This is a genomic window from Streptomyces sp. ITFR-21, assembly GCF_031844685.1.
Lineage (GTDB): Bacteria > Actinomycetota > Actinomycetes > Streptomycetales > Streptomycetaceae > Actinacidiphila.
Genome location: NZ_CP134605.1, coordinates 3,660,299 through 3,682,264 on the forward strand (window position 1 = coordinate 3,660,299; position 21,966 = coordinate 3,682,264).

Below are 21,966 nucleotides of genomic sequence, written 5' to 3' on the forward strand. Positions count from 1 at the left end.
CCAGAGCCAGCGATCAGCGTCTTATGGTTCAGCTGCGGGACTCAGCCTCACCTCGTGACTCCGTGACGTCCAGCTCCTCGGCGGGCTGTTTCGGCGCTGAGCTCTCAGGCATCGCTGGGGGCCAGTTGGGACCCGACTCGGTCCCCAAGCTCCGCGAGACGGCCCTCAGCGACTCGGGTCAGTGCTCTGATCTGCGCTCATGCCCAGCTTCAGGGTGGTGATCTTGACTGCGACTACATCGAGTGGGCGTGCCAGTTCAGGACGACAACCGCCGCAGGCGGCTGGCGGCTGCCGCCAGGACGTCCTGCTTCTTGCAGAAGGCGAAGCGGACCTGGGTGCGGCCGGCGTCCGGGTCGTCGTAGAAGACGGAGTTGGGGACGGCGACCACGCCGCAGCGTTCGGGGAGGGCGCGGCAGAAGGCGAGGGCGTCCTTCTCGCCGAGGGCTGCGATGTCCGTCGTGATGAAGTACGTGCCCTGGGGGCGGTAGACCTCGAAGCCCGCGGTGGTGAGGCCGGCTGCCAGGAGGTCGCGCTTCGCCTGGAGGTCGTCGCGGAAGGCGGTGAAGTACGAGTCCGGGAGGCGGAGGGCTTCTGCGATGGCGTACTGGAAGGGGCCCGAAGCGACGTAGGTGAGGAACTGCTTGGTGGTGCGGACGGCCGCGAGGAGGGGAGCGGAGGCGGTAACCCAGCCGACCTTCCAACCCGTAAACGAGAAGGTCTTGCCCGCCGAGGAGATGGAGACCGTCCGGTCGCGCATGCCGGGCAGGGAGATCAGCGGGGTGTGGGCGCCGCCGTCGAAGACCAGGTGCTCGTAGACCTCGTCGGTGACAACGATGAGGTCGCGTTCGACGGCGAGTTCGGCGATAACCGTCAACTCGTCGCGGGTGAGGACCATGCCCGTGGGGTTGTGGGGAGAGTTGAGGAGTAGCAGGCGGGTGCGAGGTGTGACGGCCTGCCGTAGCGCGTCGAGGTCGGGGCGGAAGTCGGGGGCGCGCAGAGTCAGCGGGACGCGGACGCCGCCGGCCATGGCGATGGAGGCCGCGTAGGAGTCGTAGAACGGCTCGAACGCGATCACCTCGTCGCCGGGTTCGAGCAGCGCGAGCATCGCCGCCGCGATCGCCTCCGTCGCGCCCGCGGTGACCAGCACCTCCGTGTCCGGGTCGAAGCTCAGACCGTAGAACCGCTGCTGGTGGTCGGCGATCGCCGTACGCAACTCCGGAACGCCCATCCCCGGCGGGTACTGGTTACCGCGGCCGTCGCGCAGCGCGCGCACCGCGGCCTCCCGGATCGCCTCCGGACCGTCCGTGTCGGGGAAGCCCTGGCCCAGGTTGATCGCACCAGTCGCCAGCGCCAGCGCGGACATCTCCGCGAAGATCGTCGTCCCGAGCCCGTCCAGCCTGCGGTTCAGCAGCGGCCTTCCGCTCATCTCTCCACCGTCCTCAACCCGAGCACCGTCGTCCGTGGACCATCTTGGCCGATCGCTAGCAGCACGCCTACGCGGCCAGCGTCCAGTAGGTAGGTGAAAACGGCTTGACCCAGCCGACCTTCCAGCCAGTGAAGGAGAAGGTCTTCCCCGCCGAGGAGATGGAGACCGTGCGGTCGCGCATGCCGGGCAGGGAGATCAGCGGGGTGTGGGCGCCGCCGTCGAAGACCAGGTGCTCGTAGACCTCGTCGGTGACGACGATGAGGTCGCGCTCGACGGCCAGTTCGGCGACGGCCGTCAGCTCGGCGCGGGTGAGGACCATGCCGGTCGGGTTGTGGGGGGAGTTGAGGAGGAGCAGGCGGGCGCGGGGGGTGACCGCGTCGCGGAGGGCGTCGAGGTCGGGGCGGAAGTGCGGGGCGTGGAGGGTGAGGGGGACGCGTACGGCACCGGCCATGGCGACGCAGGCGGCGTAGGAGTCGTAGAAGGGCTCGAAGGCGATCACCTCGTCGCCCGGTTCGAGCAGCGCGAGCATCGTCGCGGCGACGGCCTCGGTGGCGCCCGCGGTGACGAGGACCTCGGTGTCGGGGTCGAAGCCGAGGCCGTAGCAGCACTTGTGGTGGTCGGTGACGGCGGTGCGCAGCTCGGGGACGCCGGGGCCGGGCGGGTACTGGTTGCCGCGGCCGTCGCGGACGGCGCAGACGGCCGCCTCGCGGACCGACTCGGGGCCGTCGGTGTCGGGGAAGCCCTGGCCGAGGTTGATCGCACCGGTCGTCTGCGCCAGCGCCGACATCTCGGCGAAGATCGTGGTGCCGAGCCCGTCCAGCCGCCGGTTCAGCAACGCCCGGTCACGCATCCGTCCACCTCCAGGTCAGAAGTCGAGCGTACTGCCCGAAGCGCCGTTCCCGGCGGTGGTCCCGGCGGTCGGGGCGGCCACCGCGGCGGCCACGGGCGGTCCTTCGCCGCTGCGCCGGACGAAACGGCGGACGTTTCGAACAACGCGGTGGCTGAACGCCGTTGACCGTTTCGGTGCGGTTGGCTGTCCGATCGGGCGCCCTGCCTGAACACCTGGACCCGTAAGCGTTCCACAGGAGGGAAAGAAGGCACAGATGGGTAAAAACGCTGAAGTGCGACGGCGTTTCGTGATTCGGTTGTTCTACGGACCCCACGTGGGCACGAGTCGGCGCACGCCCTCCGAGGCGGGGGGAAAAGTGCGGTCGGCCCATCATCCACTGCGTGCTTGCGGAGCCGACCCATGCTCACCACCTTGCACACCGCCTATACGGACACCCGCGCCGGAGACCTCGCCTGGTCCCTCGACAAGGAGCCGCTGCCCGCGCTGGCCGACCTCGACGTCGAGGTGGGGGACGAGTGGGGGTTGCGCGCCCGGGTCGGGTTACGCCTGCTCGGTGCCTCCCACCAGGTGCTGGTCGCCTCCGAGCGCGGGGAGTGCGCGGAGACGGTGGCCTGTATGCCGGGCAGCCGGGCGCCGCTGCCCTTCGGGGTGGCCAGGCGGGTCGGGCCGTGGGACTACGAGTTCGCGGCCAGGATCGAGACGTTGTCGCGGGGGTCCTTCGCCGGCCGCGCCCAGGAGCTGCTCGCGCTGGTCGCCGACCATCCGCACGGGCTGGCCGGCACATTTCCCGGCGACCCGCACGCGTTCACCGCGATGCTGGTGCAGTGCGCGGAGGGCAGCGTGCGGTGGCGGACCTGGCACGCGTACCCGCAGGAGGGGCGGCTGGTGACGACCCGGTCGCAGGTCAGAGTGCTGGGGTGAGGGGCCCGCCACCCGCGGGCGGACGGCGGTGACGCGGCGCGGCGCCGCACTGTGCGGCGGGGACAAGGTGGGGCCGGGGCGGGGCCGAGGTGCGGGCGGAACAGGGCCGAGGTGCGAGCTGAACCGGCGCCGAGGTGCGAGCTGAACGGGGCCGCGGCGCGGGCGGGAACAGGGCGGGAACGGGGAGCGGGTCGGCGTTCGGCCGCGGGGCGCGAGCCCGGCCGGGCGGACGCGGGGAACCGCGGCGACACGCCGCGGGTACGCGTATATGTGCCGCCTCCTGTCCCTGATTGCACCCTTGTGGGTGACTTGGCGGCGCGCCCGCCTGACTTAGCGTGCATGCATGATCGACCAGCGAGGCCCGGCACGGGCCCCCCGACTCGCCCCGACGCTCCCCGTGCCCGCGGGGGCGGCCCGTGCGCTGGTCCTCGCCGCGGTCTTCGTCTGCGCCGCCTGCGGCCTGGTCTACGAGCTGGAACTCGTCGCCCTCGCCTCGTACCTGGTGGGCGACTCGGTCACCCAGGCGTCGATCGTGCTGTCGGTGATGGTCTTCGCGATGGGCTGCGGCTCGCTGCTGGCCAAGCGGCTGCGTACCCGCGCCGCCGCCGGGTTCGCCGCAGTCGAGGCCGCTCTCGCACTGGTCGGCGGGCTGTCGGTGATGGCGCTCTACGCGGTCTTCGCCTGGTACGGGCAGGCCAAGCCGGCCATCGCCGGCTGCTCGTTCGCCATCGGCGTGCTGATCGGGGCGGAGGTGCCGCTGCTGATGACGCTGGTGCAGCGGATCAGACGGCAGGACGCCGGCGGCGCCGTCGCCGACCTCTTCGCGGCCGACTACGTGGGCGCGCTGGTCGGCGGGCTCGCCTTTCCGTTCCTGCTGCTGCCGACGTTCGGGCAGCTGACGGGAGCGCTGGTCACCGGGATGGTCAACGCGGTGGCCGGCGGAACGGTCGTCCTGTGGCTCTTCCGCGGCGACCTCTCGGCGCGGGCCCGCGGCTGGCTGGCCGTCGCCAACCTCACCGTGCTCGCGGTGCTCTCCTGCGCGGCCCTGGCCGCCGGCCCCTTCGAACGGGCCACGCGGCACGCGGTGTACGGGGCCTCGGTCCGGATCGCCGAGCAGACCGCCGTGCAGGAGGTCGTGCTCACCGGGACCCCGCACGCGCCGGACTCGCTGCGGCTCTACCTCGACGGCCGGCTGCGGGTCTGCGGGGCCAACGTGGACCGCTACGAACACGCCCTGGCGGCACCGGCGATGGCCACCGGCCCGCACACCCGGGTGCTGGTCCTCGGCGGCGCGGACGGCCTGGCGCTGCGGGAGGTGCTGGGCTTCCCCGGCGTACGGCGGGTGACGGTGGTGGACAGCGACGCCGAACTGCTGCGGCTCGGCCGCGCCGACCCCGGGCTCACCGCGCTCAACGGCCGCGCCTTCGCCGACCGGCGGGTCCGGGTCGCCACCGCCGACGTCTTCGACTGGCTCCGCACGGCGGCCACCACCGCCCCCGGCGGCTACGACGTGATCCTCGCCGACCTGCCGGACGCGGGCGTGGCCGGCGGCGCGAAGTTCTACTCGCAGGAGTTCTACGGCCTGGCCGCCCGCGCCCTCGTCCCCGGCGGCCGGCTCGCCGTCCACGCCGCCCAGGCGCTGTGGACCGTCGCCGCCACCCTGCGGGCCGCCCGCCTGCCGGCCACCGCCTACCTGCTGCGGGCCCCCGTCTGCCGCGGCTCTCCCGGCCTGATGGCCGCCCGCGGCAGCTGGCCCTTCCTGCTGGCGGCACCCTCCCGGCCGACGCTGCCGGCCTCCTTCCACCCCGCGGCACTGGCCGCGGCACGCTCGCGCCCGATGCGCCCGCCGCCGCCCTCGACGCTGCTGCGCCCCCGGCTGTAGGGCGCCTTCGGGAACGCGCCGGCGGGGCGGCGGTGGTTCGGGCCGGAGGGGCGGCCACCGGGCGATCCGGACCGGTCCGACACCGGGTGTTCGCGCCGCGTTCACCCGTCCGGCGCGGCCGGCGACGGCGGCCTGAGCCGTACCGACGGCGGCCTGAGCCGTACCGAAGGGGGTGTGGGCGGGAAAAATGACCTGACCGCACCCGCCAAGGCGGCGCACTCCTGGGTAGGCTCCGCCGCATGGAGCACGAGTCCTTCGTCCCGATCCCGCCGGCCCGGCTGCTGGCAGCGCTGTGCGCGCCTGCCGTGATCGCCGCGAGTCTGCCCGGGTGGCAGCCCGACGAGGGCGGCGATGGGACGGGTGCGCTCACCGGGCGGCTGCGGCTGCGCGTCGGCGGCTCCACGATCACCTACCGGGGCACCGTGGGGGTGACGGGCGACGGCCCGGCGTTCACCGTGGTGGCCGAGGGCACGGAGGTACGCGGTGGCGGCACGGTGAAGGCGACCGCCCGGGTCGGCGTGGCGGAGACCGGGCGGCCGCGCCCCGGTACGGCACTGGTCTGGCAGGGCTCGGCCCGCGCGGACGGCCGCCTGGCCGGATACGGGGAAGCCGTGGTGGAAGCCGCGGTACGCCGGCTGCTGGACCGTTTCGCGGCCGAACTGGGCCTGCGCGCGCCGGCTGCCGACCAGGGGCCTGCGGCGGCGCAACCCGGGCCCGGAGCGGATGAAGCCGGCGCCGCGGCTGCCGAAGTCGCCGTCGTGGAGGCCGGAGCCCCATCCGGAGCGGAATCCGGACCCGCGGCGGAAGGCGGCCACGAGCCCGCGGTGGCGGGTGAGGACGGGCTGGCGGCGGCGGGCGACCACGGCCTGGGTACGGCAGGCACGGCAGCCGCGCCCGGCTCCGCGGCGCCCGGCTCCGCGGCACCCGGGCCCGCGGCACCCGGGCGCGCCGCGGCCGAAGACACCGCGGCCGAAAGCGCGGCAGCCGAGAACCTACCGGCCGACAACGGAGCGGCCGACAGCGTACCGGCCGAGACGGCGGACGTACCGGAAGAGCCGGCGCTGGAGCCCGGCGCCGAAAGGCCGGACGCCCTGGGCGCGAGGGACTTCGCGGAGGTCGGGGAGCCGGACGTCGTGGACGACCTGGGCGAACCCCTGCCGGGCGCCGGGCTGGACGACTTCGGGCTGGTCGAGGTGGAGGTCGAGGTGCCGGAGAGCGCCGCAGCCCTGGACGACCTCGTACCACCGGCCGAAGCCGCCCACGCCCGCCGCACGATGATCGGCCGCAGCGCCGAGGAGGTCGACCACGCCCCGCCGCGCGGCCGGTACGCCCCGGTCCCCGCGCCGAACTCCGGCACCGCCACGGCGACCCTGCGCTGGGCCGCCCCCGCGGCAGCCGCCCTGCTCGCGTCCGCGGTAGTCGTCGGACGGGTGCTGCGGCGTCGCAGGTAACGGCCGCTACGCTCGTCCCGTGGAGACCGAGAAGAAGCTGACGGCGGGCGACGCCGAACTGACCTTGCAGCCCGAGCACGGCTGCCGGATCGCATCGCTGAAGGTCGGCGGGACCGAACTCCTGCGCCAAGGCGACACATTCGGTGCCTTCATCATGGTGCCGTGGTGCGGCCGGACCGAGAACGGCGTGTTCCGCAACGGCGGAGTGACCCACCAGCTCCCCGTCGACGCACCCCCGCACGCCATCCACGGCACCGGACGGCACACCGCCTGGCACGAGGCGGCCCCCGCCACTGACACCACCGCCTCGTACTACTTCGACCTCGTCGAGCCGTGGCCGTACCCCGGTCGGGTGACGCACACCGTGGAACTCGCACCGCACTCGGTCAAGCTGACCCTCGCTGTGGAGGGGGCCAACGACTCCTTCCCGGCGCAGGCCGGCTGGCACCCCTGGTGGCTGCGCAACCTCGGCCAGGGCGGCCAGGACGTCGAGCTGGCCTTCAGTGCCGCCTGGCAGGAGGAGCGCGGCGACAACCACCTGCCGAACGGCAACCGCATCGATCCTGAGCCGGGCCCCTGGGACGACTGCTTCGGCATGCCCGACGGCGTCGACGTCACCCTCACCTGGCCGGGCGAGCTGCGGGTCCGGGTGGAGAGCCCCGCCGAGTGGGCCGTGATCTACACCGAGCCGCCGGAGGCGGTCTGCGTGGAGCCGCAGTCCGGCCCCCCGAACGGCCTCAACACACTGCCCCGGCTGGTCACCCCGATCGACCCGCTGGAGATCACCACCACCTGGTCCTGGCAACGCATCGGCTGAACCCCGGGCGGGCGGTCGGCCGCTCGCCCGCCCGATGTCCCGGCGTCTCCCACCGGACGGGACCCGTTTCACCGCAGCCGGGGGCCCGCCGGGCCCTCGGCTAGTCTCATGGCCATGAGCGACGACGTACGCGCTGCCTTGCTGCGGCACATCAAGGAAAAGGCCGTGGTCCACGGCAAGGTGACCCTCTCGTCGGGACTGGAAGCCGACTTCTACATCGACCTGCGCCGGATCGCCCTGGACGGGGAGGCCGCACCGCTCGCCGGCCAGGTGATGCTGGACCTCACCGCCGACCTCGACTACGACGCGGTGGGCGGGCTGACGCTCGGCGCTGACCCGGTGGCCACGTCGATGCTGCATGCCGCGGCCGCCCGCGGCGGACGGCTGGACGCGTTCGTGGTCCGCAAGGCGAACAAGACCCACGGTCTGCAGCGCCGTATCGAGGGCCCCGACGTCAAGGGCCGCCGGGTACTGGTCGTCGAGGACACCTCCACCACCGGCGGCTCGCCGCTGACCGCGGTCGAGGCGGTGCGGGAGGCCGGTGGCGAGGTGGTGGCCGTCGCGGTGATCGTGGACCGCGGAGCGGAGGCGAAGGTTACCGGCGCGGGTCTGCCGTATCTCGCCGCCTACTCGCTCGCCGACCTGGGCCTGGCCTGACGGCCCGTCCGCAAGGCGGTTGTATTCCGCGCGCTGAGCTGCGGCTTCACGGCTCGCGGGATGTTCCACGTGAAACACTCCGGAGGCCGTGGCACGTCCTTCCCGGACCGAGGTGGTGTATCCGTTCGCGTCTGGGAAGATGGGGACGACGATGACGTCGCCACGCCAGCCGTACTCGTATGCCGGCTGCCACGCCAGCCGTACCACCCGCAGATCATGAGGAGCGGACACGATGCCCATCGCAACCCCCGACGTCTACAACGAGATGCTGGACCGGGCGAAGGCAGGCAAGTTCGCCTACCCGGCGATCAACGTCACCTCCTCGCAGACGCTGCACGCAGCGCTGCGCGGCCTGGCCGAGGCGGAGAGCGACGGCATCATCCAGATCTCCACGGGTGGCGCGGAGTTTCTCGGCGGCCAGTACAAGAAGGACATGGTGACCGGCGCGGTCGCGCTCGCCGAGTTCGCGCACATCGTCGCCGAGAAGTACCCGGTCACCGTGGCGCTGCACACCGACCACTGTCCCAAGGACAAGCTGGACGGCTACGTGCGTCCGCTGCTCAAGATCTCGCAGGAGCGGGTGGCGGCCGGCCGCAACCCGCTGTTCCAGTCGCACATGTGGGACGGCTCCGCCGAGACGCTGGACGACAACCTCGCCATCGCCAAGGAGCTGCTGGCCGAGGCGGTCAGGGCCAACATCATCCTGGAGATGGAGATCACCCCGACCGGCGGTGAGGAGGACGGCATCTCGCACGAGATCAACGACTCCCTCTACACCACCGTGGACGACGCCTTCCGTACCGTCGAGGCGGTCGGCCTCGGTGAGCACGGCCGCTATCTGCTGGCCGCCTCCTTCGGCAATGTGCACGGCGTCTACAAGCCGGGCAACGTGGTGCTGCGCCCGAGCATCCTCAAGGAGCTCCAGGAGGCGGTGGCCGGGAAGTACGGCAAGCCCGACGCCTTTGACTTCGTCTTCCACGGCGGCTCCGGTTCGACCCGCGAGGAGATCGACGAGGCGCTGGAGAACGGCGTGGTCAAGATGAACATCGACACCGACCTGCAGTACGCCTTCACCCGGCCGGTCGCCGACCACATGCTGCGCAACTACGACGGCGTGCTCAAGGTCGACGGCGAGGTCGGCAACAAGAAGGTCTACGACCCCCGGGTGTGGGGCAAGTCCGCCGAGGCCGGCATGGCGGCGCGGGTCGTCGTCGCCGCGCAGGACCTGCGGTCGGCGGGCAACAAGCGCAAGTGAGGCGGCCCGACCGGCCCCCCGGCGGATCCGCAGGGGGCCGGCCGCCGGCCGGGCCGTCGGGGCCGCGGGCCGTCGGATCGCGCGGTGGGCCGGTCCGGGACGGCCCGGGACGGGCGTCGGGCCGAGGAGTCCTGCCGGGTCCGGCGCCCGGCCGATCGGCCCCGAGCCGGACCGCAGCAGGCTCCGTCGGACCGCGTCGGACCGCGTCGGACCGCGTCGGACCGCGTCGGATGGCGTCGGACCGCGTCGGACCGCGTCGGACCGCGTCGGATGGCGTCGGACCGCGTCGGATGGCGTCGGACCGCGTCCGGGCCCGGCCCCACGTCGAGCACCCACAACGCGTCAACCCCGGGCACGGTCCGCGGCCCCCGGTATCCGCCGGGGGCCTTCCGCTTTCCCGCTCGGGCAGACTGGGGACCATGGCCATTCAACAGAACCTGCTCGGGGGACCCGCCCCGACCCACCTGCCCGACGACCCGGAGCCGCGTGAACTGCTGGCCTCCGGCACCGCACCCGCCGAGGTCGCGGCCAAGTACCCGGCCTCCTCGCTGGCCTGGGCCCAGCTGGCCGACGACGCCTTCGAGGCCGGCCGTGTCGTGGAGTCCTACGCCTTCGCCCGCACCGGCTACCACCGCGGCCTGGACGCCCTGCGCCGGGCCGGCTGGAAGGGCCACGGCCCGGTCCCCTTCGAGCACGAGCCCAACCGCGGCTTCCTGCGTGCCCTCCACGCCCTCGGCCGCGCCGCCGAGGCGATCGGCGAGCAGGACGAGTACGAGCGCTGCACCACCTTCCTCCGCGACAGTTCCCCGACCGCCGCGGACACCCTGAGCTGACTCCCGGCCGGTCCGGGGCGTACGCCGCCGCCGGGGCCCTCTGCCGCGGTCGCGCCGCGGACGGTCCCGGTTCGGCCGCCGTTCATATGGGCGTGCGACCGTGTGCGTGCCGTCCGGGCGCCGAACGGCACGCGGAACGGCACGCACGGCATGCGCACCGCGCATCGTCACGTCGACACGCAGTACGCACGAGCGGCCGGGGGCCGAGGCCGCGGGTTGCGCCGCCGCAGGGGGAAGCCCTCGGCCGCACGTCGCGGCCGTCGGCACGGCCGCCGACGGCCGCGACGCCTTCCGGCTGGTGAACTCGGGACCCGCCGACTGCGTGCCCAAGATCGCCACCCCGGACACGGTCGACGCCATCCGCGGCGCGGCCGGTCCGCTCACCCGCGGCGAGGTCGACCGCGACGTCGGCGCCACCGTCGTGGGCAACCTCAAGCGCTGGGAGCTGGGCTCGCCCGAGTTCGGCGGTGCCCTCCACGGCTACCGCGCCCTGACCATCAACCACGAGTCGGCCACCGCGTCGGCCACGGCCACGAGGGCTGCCCCGGCCCCGGCAGGCCCGCGCCGGTGACGACGCAGCAGATCAAGGGGCTGCACAGCTGCGTCGCCAACGACCGGTCCTACGACCGCCACGGCCGCCACGACCCCCACGGCCGCTCCCTGAGCGGACCGCCGACCGCCTGAGTGCTCTTGCCCGATCGTCCCGGACCACAGATGATCGGCACGGCCCGGCCACCCCGGGCGCACGCTCTGGAGGTACCCCATGTCCGACCGTCCGACCGACGAGGCGGCGACCCCGAACCTCGCGTTCGAGGGCTCGACCCCCTACGAGGACTACGTGCAGGCGTCCGTCCTCACCCACCTGCAGCACCCGCTGTCCGACGAACCCGGCGAGATGGCGTTCCTGGTCACCACCCAGGTCATGGAGCTGTGGTTCACTCTGCTCGTCCACGAATGGAGCACCGCGGCCGCCGCACTGCGCCGCGACGACCTGCCCACCGCGATGGCGGCGCTCAGGCGCAGCCTGCCGGAGCTCGAATCGCTCAACGCGTCCTGGAGGCCGATCGCCCACCTCACCCCGGCCCAGTTCAACGCCTACCGCTCCGCCCTCGGCGAGGGCTCCGGCTTCCAGTCCGCGATGTACCGGCGGCTGGAGTTCCTGCTCGGCGACAAGTCCACGTCCATGCTGGTGCCGCACCGCGGCACCCCCGGCGCCCACGCCGAGCTGGAGAAGGCGCTCACCGAGCCGAGCCTCTACGACGAGGTGCTGCGGCTGCTGGCCCGCCGCGGTCACCCGGTGCCCGCCGAGGTGCTCGACCGCGACCCCGCGCTGCGCTACGAGCCGCACCCCGGGGTCGAGGCGGTCTGGGAACGGGTCTACGCCGCCGTGGACCAGGACTCCGAGCTGATCCGGCTCGGCGAGGCCCTCACCGACGTCGCCGAACTCGTCTGGCGCTGGCGCAACGACCACCTGGTGGCGACCCGGCGCGCGATGGGCGCCAAAGCCGGCACCGGCGGCTCCGCGGGGGTGGCCTGGCTGGAGAAACGTGCCACCAAGAACGTCTTCCCCGAACTCTGGACGGCCCGCAGCCATGTCTGAGCCGAGCGCGTACGAAGCGGATCCGTACCGGCCGGGTGCCGGCGGGCCGGGCGCCGGCGGGCCGGGCGGCTACGGACTGGGCGCCGGTGAGACGGGCGTCGGGGGGCCTGGTGCCGGCGGCGCAGATGCCGGCGGACCGGGCGGGTACGGGCTCGGCGCCCGCCGGCCCGGTGGCAGCCACCGGACCGGCGGCGTGCTTCCAGACGAGGCCGCTCTGGCCGTGCGGGCCGCCGAGCTGGACGCCGCCGACCGACTCGCCGCCGTCCGGCGGCGCTTCGTGCTGCACAGCGGTACGGACGAGAGCGGTGGCGGCGACCGCCCGGAGCAGGTCTACCTCGACGGCAACTCGCTCGGCGCCCTGTCCACCGGGGTGCTGCCGAGGCTGACCGAGGTGATCACCCGGGAATGGGGCGAGCTGCGCATCCGCTCCTGGGAGGAGAGCGGCTGGTGGACGGCGCCGGAGCGGGTCGGCGACCGGATCGCCCCGCTGGTCGGCGCCGCGCCCGGCCAGGTCGTGGTCGGCGACTCCACCAGCGTCAACGTCTTCAAGGCGCTGGTGGCCGCCGTGCGGATGGCGCCCCGGGGCCGGGACGAGATCCTGGTGGACGCCGCGACCTTCCCCACCGACGGCTACATCGCCCGGTCCGCCGCCCGGCTGACCGGCCATACCGTACGAGCGCTGCCCGCCGCGGAGCTCGCCGCCGAGGCCGGCCCCCGTACGGCAGTGGCCCTGGTCAACCACGTCGACTTCCGCACCGGGCGGCTGCACGACCTGCGGGGAATCACCGCGGCGCTGCACCGGGCCGGCGCACTGGCTGCCTGGGACCTGTGCCACAGCGCGGGCGCCCTGCCCGTCGCCCTCGACGCGGACGGGGTGGATTTCGCGGTCGGCTGCACCTACAAGTACCTCAACGGCGGCCCCGGTGCGCCCGCCTACCTGTACGTGCGCCGGGATCTGCAACCGCGCTTCGACTCGCCGCTGCCCGGCTGGAACTCGCACGCCGACCCCTTCGGCATGGCGCCCGGCTACGAACCGGCGGACGGCGCCCCGCGCGGCCGGGTCGGCACCCCGGAGATCCTGTCACTGCTCGCGCTGGACGCGGCGCTCGACGTGTGGGACGACGTGGCCGTGCCCGACGTACGGGACAAGAGCCTCGGCCTGACCGACTTCTTCCTGGAGTGCGTCGCCGCGCTGGCGCCCGCCGGGCGGGTCGAGTCCATCACCCCCCGGGCGCACGCCGAGCGCGGCAGCCAGGTCTCGCTGCGCTGCGCGGGCGCGGGTGACGTCATGCGCGAGCTGACCGCCCGCGGCGTGGTCGGCGACTACCGTCGGCCCGACGTGCTGCGCTTCGGCTTCACCCCGCTCTACACCCGCTACACGGACGCGCTGCGCGCCGCGCGGGAGTTGGCCGCCGTGCTGGAGGGAACCGGCTGACCCGCGGTGGAGCGAACCGGCCGACTGACGACCGCAGCCGACTCGTGTGCGGCCGTCAGCGGCGCCGTGGGCGAGGCCGGCCCGGCCTCGCTCCACGTTCGTCGTGTCGGCGTGCCATGGGGCGCGTGAGCGCCGGCCGCCGTATTGGAAGGGACCGACTGACCGATGACCGCCGCCGACTCCCATACGCCCGTCACCGACGCTGTGGACTGCGAGGACCGGACGGCCGCCGAGGAGGCGTCGGCCTTCGGGCAGCCGCCGGTGCCGCCGGACGCCACCGAGGCGTACGGCGGCCACCGCGACCAGGTGATCGACTTCTACCGGCCCCGCACGGCGGCCGACCGGCCCGCACCCCTGGTCGCGCTGCTGCACGGAGGCGCTTGGCGGGCCGCCTACGACCGGGTCCACGCCTCCCCGCTCGCCGCCCACCTGGCCGCCCAGGGCTACGCGGTGGCCTCGGTGGAGTACCGCCGCGGCCACGCGCCGAACGCCCCGCGGCAGCCGCTCCAGGGCCCCGGTGCGCCCGGACCCGGACCCGGCGGGCGCTGGCCGGAGACCTTCGACGACGTGGCCGCCGCCCTCGACGCGCTGCCCGAGCTGGCCGTGCGGACGCTGGGCGCCCGCACCGTGGACCCCGGGCGCGCCGTGCTCACCGGGCACAGCGCGGGCGGGCAGCTCGCGCTGTGGGGCGCCGCACGCCATGTGCTGCCCGCTGACTCGCCTTGGCACCGCTCCGCACCTCCCCCGTTCCGCGGCGTCGTGGCCCTCGCGCCGATCGCCGACTTCACCACGGCGATCCGGCTGCGCGTCTGCTCCGGCGCGGTCGTCGATCTGCTCGGCGGCCCCGACCACCTCACCGACCGCCTCCCCCACACCGACCCCGCCGCGCTGCTCCCCACCGGAATCGCCACCACCATCGTGCACGGCACCACTGACAACGTGGTCCCACCGGAGGTGACCAGGGCTTTCGCCCGCGCGGCAGCCGCGGCGGGCGAGGAGTCGGCGGTCTGCTGGCTGCCGTCCACCGGGCACTTCCCGCTGATCGACCCGACCGCGCCCGCGGCGGCGGCCGTCGCCGTCGAGATCGCCCGACTCCTCCGGTGATCGCACCGGCCCGGGGGCCCACCCGAGACCACCCCGGGCCGCGCCCGCACCCCGCCGTGCCCCCGACGCCCACTGCCTCCGTTGGGCGCGCACCCGCCCACGGGAGGGCCCTGCGGCGAGCAGAGACCCGCGGACCAAGGGGGGCCGGCCCCGGCCGGCCGGAGCCGCGTCAGGTGGGCCGGTAGCGCCCGGCGTCCGCGCGCCCGCCGGGCCCGTCCGCGCGGCCCCTGAGGGCGGCGGAAGCACGCCGTGCCGACGCCGGGCGGGATCGGCGACAGCGGGCCGTCGGCCCCGGCGCGGGCCCGGTGGCGGTCGGCAACCCGGCAGTCCGGGCGGGCACGGGCCCCGGTGGGCCCGGGAGCCGGCGCCTAGCGGCTGCGCTTGGCGAGCCGCTCCACGTCGAGCAGGATCACCGCCCGCGCCTCCAGGCGGAGCCAGCCGCGGCCGGCGAAGTCGGCGAGCGCCTTGTTGACGGTCTCGCGGGACGCGCCGACGAGCTGGGCCAGCTCTTCCTGGGTCAGGTCGTGGACGACGTGGATGCCCTCCTCGGACTGGACGCCGAACCGGCGGGACAGGTCGAGAAGCGCCTTGGCCACTCGGCCGGGCACGTCGGAGAAGACCAGGTCGGACATGACGTCGTTGGTGCGGCGCAGCCGGCGCGCGACCGCCCGGAGCAGGGCGGTGGAGACCTCCGGCCGGACGTTCAGCCAGGGCTGGAGGTCGCCGTGGCCGAGGCCGAGCAGCTTGACCTCGGTGAGCGCGGTGGCGGTGGCGGTCCGCGGCCCGGGGTCGAAGAGCGACAGCTCCCCGATCAGCTCACCGGGCCCGACGACGGCCAGCATGTTCTCCCGGCCGTCGGGCGAGGTGCGGTGCAGCTTCACCTTGCCTTCGGTGACGACGTACAGCCGGTCCCCGGGGTCACCCTCGTGGAACAGTGAGTCGCCACGTGCGAGCGTGACCTCCGACATGGAGCCACGCAGTTCAGCGGCCTGCTCGTCGTCGAGCGCCGCGAAAAGCGGGGCACGGCGCAGAACGTCGTCCACGAGCTCTCTCCTTGTCGACATCGACGGGTCTTCCCCATGATGCATGACGTCTCAAACAGTGCGATCAATCACAAGGATGTCTTATCAGAGCGCGCGGGGGTTCCCCGGGGGTCCGATCGGGGGTCCGGATTCGGCCCCCGGACCGGGTTCGAGGGCGGATGTCAGCGGCGAGGCTTAGGCTGGCCGGGTGTCAGATACGCCGAGCGTGCAGAAGAAACGGACGGCCAGGACGGCCGAACGGGTGGCCGCCCCGTCGGATTCAGCTGTGAGCGAACAGCCTCCGCCGGCTGCCCTGGTCCGGCGGGCCCGGCGGATCAACCGCGAACTCGCCGAGGTGTATCCGTACGCCCATCCCGAGCTGGACTTCGAGAGCCCCTTCCAGCTGCTGATCGCCACCGTGCTGTCCGCGCAGACCACCGACCTGCGGGTCAACCAGACGACGCCCGCGCTGTTCGCGAAGTACCCGGCGCCCGAGGACATGGCCGCCGCCGACCCGGCCGAGCTGGAGCAGATCCTGCGCCCGACCGGCTTCTTCCGGGCCAAGGCAAAGTCCGCGATCGGCCTCTCCGCGGCGCTGCGGGACGAGTTCGGCGGTGAGGTGCCGGGCCGGCTGGCGGACCTGGTCAAGCTGCCCGGGGTCGGCCGCAAGACCGCCAACGTGGTCCTGGGCAACGCCTTCGGCGTACCGGGCCTGACCGTGGACACCCACTTCGGCCGCCTTTCCCGCCGCTTCGGCTGGACCACCTCGGAGGACCCGGAGAAGGTCGAGCGCGACGTGGCCCGGCTCTTCCCCAAGTCCGACTGGACGATGCTGTCGCACCGGGTGATCTTCCACGGCCGCCGGATGTGCCACGCCCGCAAGCCCGCCTGCGGGGTCTGCCCGATCGCCCACCTGTGCCCGTCGGTCGGTGAGGGCGAGATGGACCCGGAGAAGGCGAGGAAGCTGCTCAAGTACGAGAAGGGCGGCTTCCCGGGACAGCGGCTCAACCCGCCCCCGGACTACCCGGGGCAGCCCGCGCCGCCGCTGGCCGCCTCATGACCCAGGCGCGGGACGCGGGCGCTTGGGGCGTCCAGGTCAGCGCCGCCGGGGTGCCGTCCTGGCTGCGCCCGGTGGCGGACGTGGTGGACGAGGTGTACCCCGAGCAGCTCAGCCGCTTCCTGCCGCCTCCCGAGGGCGGCCGGCAGTCGGCGGTACTGATCCTGTTCGGCGAGGGGGAGCGCGGCCCCGACCTGCTGCTCATCGAGCGCTCGGCGGCCCTGCGGTCGCACGCCGGACAGCCCTCCTTCCCCGGCGGCGCCCTGGACCCGGAGGACGGCGACCCGGAGGGCGAGGGGCCGCTGCGGGCCGCGCTGCGCGAGGCCCGGGAGGAGACCGGCCTGGATCCGGCCGGAGTGCAGGTCTTCGGGGTGCTGCCGCGGCTCTACATCCCGGTCAGCGGCTTCGTGGTCACCCCGGTGCTGGGCTGGTGGCGCGAGCCCAGCCCGGTCGCCGTGGTGGATCCGGCCGAGACCGCCCGGGTCTTCCGCGTGCCCGTGAGCGAGCTCACCGACCCGGCCAACCGGGCGACGCTCGTCCACCCCAGCGGCTTCCGCGGGGCGGCTTTCCTGGTCGCGGGCGCCCTGGTCTGGGGCTTCACCGCGGGCCTGATCGACAAGATCCTGCACTACGCGGGCTGGGAGCGTCCCTGGGACCACGACCGCACGGTCCCGCTGGGCTGAGCTGTTCTTCGCCGGGCCGGGCGGTTCGCCCGGCGGACACCCGGGCCCGTGGAACCGCGGCCACCCGAGCCGTATGACCGCGGCACCCGTATGCCTGCGGCCACCTGCGCCGTAGGACCGCACACCGGTGCGACCACCCCGCCCGTACGACAGCGGCCCGCGCCGTACCGCCTCCCGCGGGCCGTCCGGGCCGCGGCTCGCCCGCACCGCGCCGGTTTCCCGCCGGGCGCGGGCGGTCCCCGCGGTCCGCGCGCGGGCCCGCCGGGGCCGTATGCCGACGTTCACCTGGGCCGTACGGTGCCGCGCGGACAGTTCCGCGTGAGACCGTGTTCTTCGTGAACGTGCTGGACATCCTGCTCATCCTCGCCGCCGTGTGGTTCGCCGTGGTCGGCTACCGGCAGGGGTTCGTCGTCGGCGTCATGTCGGTGACGGGCTTCCTCGGCGGCGGCCTCGCCGCGATCTACCTGCTGCCGGTGATCTGGGACAGCGCCACCGACAGCGCCACGCCGGGCTCGGTGGCGGTAATCACCGCCGTGGTCATCGTGATCGTGTGCGCGTCTGTCGGGCAGGCGCTGACCACCCACCTGGGCAACAAGGTGCGCGGCCGGATCACCTGGTCCCCGGCCCGGGCCCTGGACGCGAGCGGGGGTGCGCTGGTCAACGTGGCGGCCATGCTGGTGGTGGCCTGGCTGATCGGCAGCGCGCTGGCGACCACGACGCTGCCGACCATAGGCCGCGAGGTGCGTTCCTCCAAGGTCCTGCTCGGGGTGTCCCAGGTGGTGCCGGCCCAGGCCGACACCTGGTTCGACGACTTCAGCACGACTCTGGCGCAGAACGGACTGCCGCAGGTGTTCGGCACCTTCGGCTCGGAGCCGATCACCTCGGTGCCCGCGCCCGACCCGGCGCTGGTGCGCAGCGCGGTCGTCACCGAGGCCTGGCGCAGCATCGTGAAGGTGGTCGGCACCGCGCCCGGCTGCGGCAAGGTGCTGGAGGGCTCGGGCTTCGTGTTCGCCAAGGACCGGGTGATGACCAACGCGCACGTCGTCGGCGGCGTGCGCGAGCCCACCGTGCAGGTCGGCGGCGAGGGCAGGCTGCACGACGCCCGGGTGGTGCTCTACGACTGGCAGCGCGACGTCGCGGTGCTGGACGTGCCGGGCCTGGACGCGCCCTCGCTCTCCTTCGCCACCAGCGACGCGCGTTCCAAGGACGACGCGATCGTGGCCGGCTTCCCGGAGAACGGCGGCTTCGACGTCCGCGCGGCCCGCGTCCGCGGGCGGATCGAGGCCAGCGGCCCGGACATCTACCACCGCGGCACCGTGCACCGCGACGTGTACTCGCTGTACGCCACCGTCCGCCAGGGCAACTCCGGCGGCCCGCTGCTCACCCCCGACGGCAAGGTCGCGGGCGTCGTCTTCGCCAAGTCGCTGGACGACGCCAACACCGGCTACGCGCTGACCGCCGACGAGGTGGCCCCGGACGCGAGCGCGGGCCGTGGCGCGGACCAGCGGGTGGACAGCGAGGGCTGCGCGCTGTGAGGGGCCGGCGCCGTTGCGGCCGGCGCCGACCGCGGGGTGGCGCGAGCTCTCAGCGGCGCGGGCCGCGGCGTCGGCCCCGAGGGACGCGGGGGCCGTTCAGTCGCGGGGATGCCGCAGCCTGGCGCCGACCCAGCGGGCTCTGCGGCCGAGGATGCGGGGGATGCCGAGTCGGCTCTGCCCCGACGGGAGTACCGCCATGGGGGCCGCGTTCTCGACGGCGGTGAAAGTGCTGCTGCGGCGATTGCGTGATACGTCACGGTAGTCGTGCGTCCAACCCATACGAAGCTACGTGCCCGCGCCTCTTGGTCGGTAATCGCCGTTTGCCCGTCCGATTGGCCTATGCGTCCGGCATTTTGACCGATCATCTGACAGTCGTACCGGCGAGGTAAGAGGCTCGTCTTCCCCGTTCCGCCGAGGGCATGCCACACCTGGCGGCAAAACCTCAGCGGTCCGGTTCCGGGTCCTGCAGCCAGTTGATCAGCTCGGCCGAGAACGCCGCCGGGTCCTCCTCGTGCGGAAAGTGCCCCAGCCCGTCGAAGAGCCGCCAGCGGTAGGGCGCCTCCACGTACTCCCCGCTGCCGGCCACGTTCCGGGTCCCGATCGCCGGGTCGAGCGAGCCGTGCATCTGCAGCGTCGGCACCCGTACCGGGCGCTTCATCCGCCGGTTGAACTGGATACCGTCCGGCCGGGCCATCGACCGCACCATCCAGCGGTACGGCTCGACCGCGCAGTGCGCCGTCGACGGGATCTGCATCGCCCGCTGGTACAGCTCCACCGCGCGCCGGTCCGGCGGCTGCGGCCCCGACCACTCCCGCATCAGCTTGCCGACCAGCGCCGCGTCGTCCGCGATCAGCTGACGCTCCGGCAGCCACGGCCGCTGGAAGCCCCAGACGTACGCCCCCGACCGGCTCTGCCGCAGGTCGGTGAGCATCGCGGCCCGCCAGCGGCGCGGGTGCGGCATCGAGCAGACCGCGAGCCGCCGCACGAGCTTGGGCCGCATCGCCGCCGCCGTCCAGGCCAGATAACCGCCCAGGTCATGCCCCACGAGTGCCGCGTCCGGCTCGCCCAGCGAGCGGATCACGCCGGTGACGTCGAGCGCGAGGTTGCCGGCGTCGTAGCCGCGGGGCGTGCGGTCGCTGCCGCCGACGCCGCGCAGGTCCATCGCCACCGCGCGGAAACCGGCGTCGGCGAGCGCCGCCAACTGGTGCCGCCACGTCCACCAGAACTGCGGGAAGCCGTGCAGCAGCAGCACCAGCGGTCCGTCGCCCATCTCGGCGATGTGGAAGCGGGCGCCGTTGGCGGCCACGTCCCGGTGTGTCCACGGCCCTTCGATGCGCGGAAACGGCGTGTTCGAATAGGCGGGGTTGTGCGACTCGGACGGCCGGGTGGCGGCATTCATGCCCCAGAGCGTGTCACATCCCGGCCTCGATCGCCTCGGCCTCGGCGGGCTCCAGCCGGCGCTGGTGCGGCTTGGCCTTCTGCAACACGGCCGCGGTCTCCTTGGCGGAGGCGATGGAACGCTCCGGCTTGGTCACCTTCTTGAACCGGCCGCGGGCCAGTACCAGCAGCAGCAGGGCCAGTACGAGGAAGGCACCGCACACGATGCCGAACGTCGCGTCGAGCGGCAGACCGGTCCGGTGCAGTACATACGCCAGGGCCATGCAGCCCATGGGAACGGCGAAAATCGCCAGCGCGAGGGATACCACGAGCGTGAGGCTGCCGACCGTGGCGCGCTTGACGTCCTGCCGCAACTCGGCCTTGGCCAGGGCGATCTCGTCATGCACCAGGGCGGACATCTCCGCCGTGGCGGCGGCGAACAGCTGCCCGATGCTGCGCCCGTCGCCGCTGTGCTCTGGGGCTGGGCTCATCGCGTCCTCCGTCGTCGATACGGTCCGTCCCCCGATCATGCCCTACGGGTCCTCCTCCCCGCCGCCGTCCCCGGACTGTCGGGCGAGCCCGCGGTACCAGTTGTTGCGCGACCTGAGCAGAGCCGCGGCCAGCAGCCCGGAGATCAGCGAGCCCAGCAGCACCGCGGCCTTGGTCTCCTCGGTGAGCCGCGGATCGCCCTTGAAGGCGAGTTCGCCGATCAGCAGGGAGACGGTGAAGCCGATGCCGGCCAGCGCCGCCACCGCGGCGACATCGGGCGGGCGCAGGCCGGCGCCGCCCCGGCCCCGGGTGAGGCGGCCCGCCAGCACGGTGCCGCCGAAGACGCCCAGCGACTTGCCGAGTACCAGCCCGAGGAGCACGCCCAGTGTCTCCGGCCGCTGGAAGACGTCGGACAGCGCCTTCGCGGACACCGGCACCCCGGCGGAGAACAGCGCGAACAGCGGGACCGCCACTCCCGCGGACACCGGTCGTACCAGATGCTCGACGCGCTCGCCGGGGGAGTACCGCTCGCCGTCCCGGGTGGTGCAACGCACCATCAGGCCCATGGCGACACCCGCGATGGTGGCGTGCACGCCGCTGTTGAGCATCAGCGCCCAGATGACCAGCGCCAGCGGCACGTACACGTACCAGCCGCGCACCTCCCTGCGCAGCAGCACCCGGAAGACCACCAGCCCGGCGGTGGCCCCGAGCAGGGGCGCGTAGTGGATCCGGGAGGTGAGGAAGACGGCGATGACCAGGATCGCGACGAAATCGTCGACGACCGCGAGAGTGAGCAGGAAGGCCCGTACGGCGGGGGGCAGCGCGGCGCCGACGACGGCGAGTACGGCGAGGGCGAACGCGATGTCGGTGGCGGTCGGGACCGCCCAGCCGGTGAGGGAGCCGCCGCCCGCGGCGCTGACCACCGTGTAGACGAGCGCCGGCATCGCCATGCCGCAGAGCGCCGCGATGACCGGGAGGGCGGCGGCGGCCGGCCGGCGCAGCTCACCGGCGACCAGCTCACGTTTGAGTTCGACGCCGGCCACGAAGAAGAAGACCGCGAGCAGGCCGTCGGCGGCCCAGTGCGCGACCGACAGGCGCAGGCCGACGGCGGCGGGGCCGAGGTGGAAGCCGCTGACCGCCGCGTAGCCGTTCCGGCCGGTGTTGGCCCAGACGACGGCGGCGACGGCGGCGACCAGCAGCAGGAGGCCGCCGACGGTCTCGGCGCGCAGCGCGTCGGCGATGGCGTAGCGCTCGGGGAGGGAGATCCGGCCGAGCCGGGTCGCGCGGCGGCGTCCGGGAGCCGGTGCGGGTCGGTCGGGTGCGGGTCGGTCGGGTGCGGGGCCGGGCGGGTCGGGCACGGGGACGACCTCCTGGGCGGTCCGGGGCGGTTGCGGACACAGCGGTACCGTGTGCCGACCAGACTTCCCGGCGCGCCTCTTTCAGCCTCGTCTTCAGTTTTGTCGCGATCCGTCCACGACGTGCGGCCAGCCTAACCCGAACGTGTGAAGGGGCGCCCGGCCGCGTGTGCCGTGTGCCTGCGCCGCACGCACCGGGCGCCCCTTGCGTTTGCCG

20 protein-coding genes and 1 pseudogene are annotated in these 21,966 nt (G+C 73.8%); 14 read left to right on the forward strand and 7 right to left on the reverse strand.

All coding sequences use genetic code 11. From position 1 onward, the window contains the following. Positions 1-256: 256 nt before the first annotated feature. Together RLT57_RS15975 and RLT57_RS15980 are read right to left on the reverse strand one after the other, a co-directional pair. Positions 257-1,426 (reverse strand): pyridoxal phosphate-dependent aminotransferase, encoded by a 1,170-nt coding sequence (locus RLT57_RS15975; RefSeq protein WP_311298073.1) that lies wholly within the window; start codon positions 1,424-1,426, stop codon positions 257-259. A gap of 106 nt (positions 1,427-1,532) precedes the next feature. Further along, positions 1,533-2,276, reverse strand: a pseudogene (locus RLT57_RS15980) (aminotransferase class I/II-fold pyridoxal phosphate-dependent enzyme); the annotation flags it as partial. A gap of 399 nt (positions 2,277-2,675) precedes the next feature. On the opposite strand from RLT57_RS15980, the gene RLT57_RS15985 reads away from it, so the two are divergent. From RLT57_RS15985 to RLT57_RS16035, 11 genes are all read left to right on the forward strand, one after another. Next, a complete protein-coding gene (locus tag RLT57_RS15985; protein WP_311298074.1) occupies positions 2,676-3,197 on the forward strand; it encodes a DUF2617 family protein in 522 nt (173 codons plus the stop codon). Positions 3,198-3,540: 343 nt separating this feature from the next. Beyond that, on the forward strand, positions 3,541-5,079 hold the full coding sequence (locus tag RLT57_RS15990) for a polyamine aminopropyltransferase (protein ID WP_311298075.1): 1,539 nt from the start codon (positions 3,541-3,543) through the stop codon (positions 5,077-5,079). A 239-nt stretch (positions 5,080-5,318) separates the two neighbouring features. Beyond that, positions 5,319-6,530 (forward strand): CoxG family protein, encoded by a 1,212-nt coding sequence (locus tag RLT57_RS15995; protein WP_311298076.1) that lies wholly within the window; start codon positions 5,319-5,321, stop codon positions 6,528-6,530. A 19-nt stretch (positions 6,531-6,549) separates the two neighbouring features. Further along, positions 6,550-7,347 carry an aldose 1-epimerase gene (locus RLT57_RS16000; RefSeq protein WP_311298077.1) on the forward strand — a complete coding sequence of 266 codons (798 nt, stop codon included), beginning with the start codon at positions 6,550-6,552 and terminating at the stop codon, positions 7,345-7,347. Positions 7,348-7,461: 114 nt separating this feature from the next. Further along, complete coding sequence (gene pyrE, locus RLT57_RS16005) at positions 7,462-8,004, forward strand: orotate phosphoribosyltransferase (RefSeq protein WP_311298078.1); 543 nt, start codon at positions 7,462-7,464, stop codon at positions 8,002-8,004. A 232-nt stretch (positions 8,005-8,236) separates the two neighbouring features. Next, positions 8,237-9,259: a class II fructose-bisphosphate aldolase gene (fbaA, locus tag RLT57_RS16010; RefSeq protein WP_311298079.1), complete on the forward strand. Its 1,023-nt coding sequence runs from the start codon at positions 8,237-8,239 to the stop codon at positions 9,257-9,259. Between the two features lie 419 nt (positions 9,260-9,678). Next, positions 9,679-10,092: a DUF3151 domain-containing protein gene (locus tag RLT57_RS16015; protein WP_311298080.1), complete on the forward strand. Its 414-nt coding sequence runs from the start codon at positions 9,679-9,681 to the stop codon at positions 10,090-10,092. 298 nt (positions 10,093-10,390) lie between these two features. Beyond that, positions 10,391-10,663, forward strand: coding sequence for a hypothetical protein (locus RLT57_RS16020; protein WP_399128774.1), 273 nt, complete (start codon positions 10,391-10,393; stop codon positions 10,661-10,663). Between the two features lie 192 nt (positions 10,664-10,855). Continuing rightward, positions 10,856-11,692, forward strand: a complete 837-nt coding sequence (locus tag RLT57_RS16025) for a tryptophan 2,3-dioxygenase (protein WP_311298081.1) — start codon at positions 10,856-10,858, stop codon at positions 11,690-11,692. Positions 11,693-11,885: 193 nt separating this feature from the next. Beyond that, positions 11,886-13,127, forward strand: coding sequence for a kynureninase (kynU, locus tag RLT57_RS16030; RefSeq protein WP_311298082.1), 1,242 nt, complete (start codon positions 11,886-11,888; stop codon positions 13,125-13,127). Positions 13,128-13,292: 165 nt separating this feature from the next. Continuing rightward, complete coding sequence (locus RLT57_RS16035) at positions 13,293-14,231, forward strand: alpha/beta hydrolase family protein (protein WP_311298083.1); 939 nt, start codon at positions 13,293-13,295, stop codon at positions 14,229-14,231. A 368-nt stretch (positions 14,232-14,599) separates the two neighbouring features. On the opposite strand, the gene RLT57_RS16040 is transcribed toward RLT57_RS16035, so the two are convergent. Beyond that, positions 14,600-15,274 carry a Crp/Fnr family transcriptional regulator gene (locus RLT57_RS16040; RefSeq protein ID WP_311298084.1) on the reverse strand — a complete coding sequence of 225 codons (675 nt, stop codon included), beginning with the start codon at positions 15,272-15,274 and terminating at the stop codon, positions 14,600-14,602. A gap of 241 nt (positions 15,275-15,515) precedes the next feature. Here RLT57_RS16040 and nth point away from each other — a divergent pair, with 241 nt between their 5' ends. The 3 genes from nth to RLT57_RS16055 all read left to right on the forward strand — a co-directional run bounded on the left by nth (position 15,516) and on the right by RLT57_RS16055 (position 18,528). After that, a complete protein-coding gene (gene nth / locus RLT57_RS16045; RefSeq protein ID WP_311300731.1) occupies positions 15,516-16,313 on the forward strand; it encodes an endonuclease III in 798 nt (265 codons plus the stop codon). Further along, positions 16,310-16,993, forward strand: a complete 684-nt coding sequence (locus tag RLT57_RS16050) for an NUDIX hydrolase (RefSeq protein WP_311298085.1) — start codon at positions 16,310-16,312, stop codon at positions 16,991-16,993. The genes nth and RLT57_RS16050 overlap by 4 nt, the downstream gene beginning before the upstream one ends. A 335-nt stretch (positions 16,994-17,328) precedes the next feature. Then, entirely contained in the window at positions 17,329-18,528 is a 1,200-nt protein-coding gene (locus tag RLT57_RS16055; protein WP_311298086.1) for a MarP family serine protease, read from the forward strand. A gap of 96 nt (positions 18,529-18,624) precedes the next feature. Here the strand turns inward: RLT57_RS16055 and RLT57_RS16060 are convergent, their stop codons facing one another. From RLT57_RS16060 to nhaA, 4 genes are all read right to left on the reverse strand, one after another. Continuing rightward, positions 18,625-18,807, reverse strand: a complete 183-nt coding sequence (locus tag RLT57_RS16060) for a hypothetical protein (RefSeq protein ID WP_311298087.1) — start codon at positions 18,805-18,807, stop codon at positions 18,625-18,627. A 163-nt stretch (positions 18,808-18,970) separates the two neighbouring features. Further along, positions 18,971-19,927, reverse strand: coding sequence for an alpha/beta fold hydrolase (locus RLT57_RS16065; RefSeq protein ID WP_311298088.1), 957 nt, complete (start codon positions 19,925-19,927; stop codon positions 18,971-18,973). A 13-nt stretch (positions 19,928-19,940) separates the two neighbouring features. After that, positions 19,941-20,396 carry a phage holin family protein gene (locus tag RLT57_RS16070; protein ID WP_311298089.1) on the reverse strand — a complete coding sequence of 152 codons (456 nt, stop codon included), beginning with the start codon at positions 20,394-20,396 and terminating at the stop codon, positions 19,941-19,943. Between the two features lie 42 nt (positions 20,397-20,438). Next, positions 20,439-21,752 carry a Na+/H+ antiporter NhaA gene (gene nhaA / locus RLT57_RS16075; protein ID WP_399128779.1) on the reverse strand — a complete coding sequence of 438 codons (1,314 nt, stop codon included), beginning with the start codon at positions 21,750-21,752 and terminating at the stop codon, positions 20,439-20,441. Positions 21,753-21,966 lie beyond the last annotated feature (214 nt).

Excerpts from the sequence above, each read along its gene's own strand:
- RLT57_RS15975 (WP_311298073.1), bottom strand. The coding sequence starts at position 1,426 with ATGAGCGGAAGGCCGCTGCTGAACCGCAGGCTGGACGGGCTCGGGACG.
- RLT57_RS15985 (WP_311298074.1), top strand. The coding sequence starts at position 2,676 with ATGCTCACCACCTTGCACACCGCCTATACGGACACCCGCGCCGGAGAC.
- RLT57_RS15990 (WP_311298075.1), top strand. The coding sequence starts at position 3,541 with ATGATCGACCAGCGAGGCCCGGCACGGGCCCCCCGACTCGCCCCGACG.
- RLT57_RS15995 (WP_311298076.1), top strand. The coding sequence starts at position 5,319 with ATGGAGCACGAGTCCTTCGTCCCGATCCCGCCGGCCCGGCTGCTGGCA.
- pyrE (WP_311298078.1), top strand. The coding sequence starts at position 7,462 with ATGAGCGACGACGTACGCGCTGCCTTGCTGCGGCACATCAAGGAAAAG.
- fbaA (WP_311298079.1), top strand. The coding sequence starts at position 8,237 with ATGCCCATCGCAACCCCCGACGTCTACAACGAGATGCTGGACCGGGCG.
- RLT57_RS16015 (WP_311298080.1), top strand. The coding sequence starts at position 9,679 with ATGGCCATTCAACAGAACCTGCTCGGGGGACCCGCCCCGACCCACCTG.
- RLT57_RS16025 (WP_311298081.1), top strand. The coding sequence starts at position 10,856 with ATGTCCGACCGTCCGACCGACGAGGCGGCGACCCCGAACCTCGCGTTC.
- RLT57_RS16035 (WP_311298083.1), top strand. The coding sequence starts at position 13,293 with ATGACCGCCGCCGACTCCCATACGCCCGTCACCGACGCTGTGGACTGC.
- RLT57_RS16050 (WP_311298085.1), top strand. The coding sequence starts at position 16,310 with ATGACCCAGGCGCGGGACGCGGGCGCTTGGGGCGTCCAGGTCAGCGCC.
- RLT57_RS16060 (WP_311298087.1), bottom strand. The coding sequence starts at position 18,807 with ATGGGTTGGACGCACGACTACCGTGACGTATCACGCAATCGCCGCAGC.
- RLT57_RS16065 (WP_311298088.1), bottom strand. The coding sequence starts at position 19,927 with ATGAATGCCGCCACCCGGCCGTCCGAGTCGCACAACCCCGCCTATTCG.
- RLT57_RS16070 (WP_311298089.1), bottom strand. The coding sequence starts at position 20,396 with ATGAGCCCAGCCCCAGAGCACAGCGGCGACGGGCGCAGCATCGGGCAG.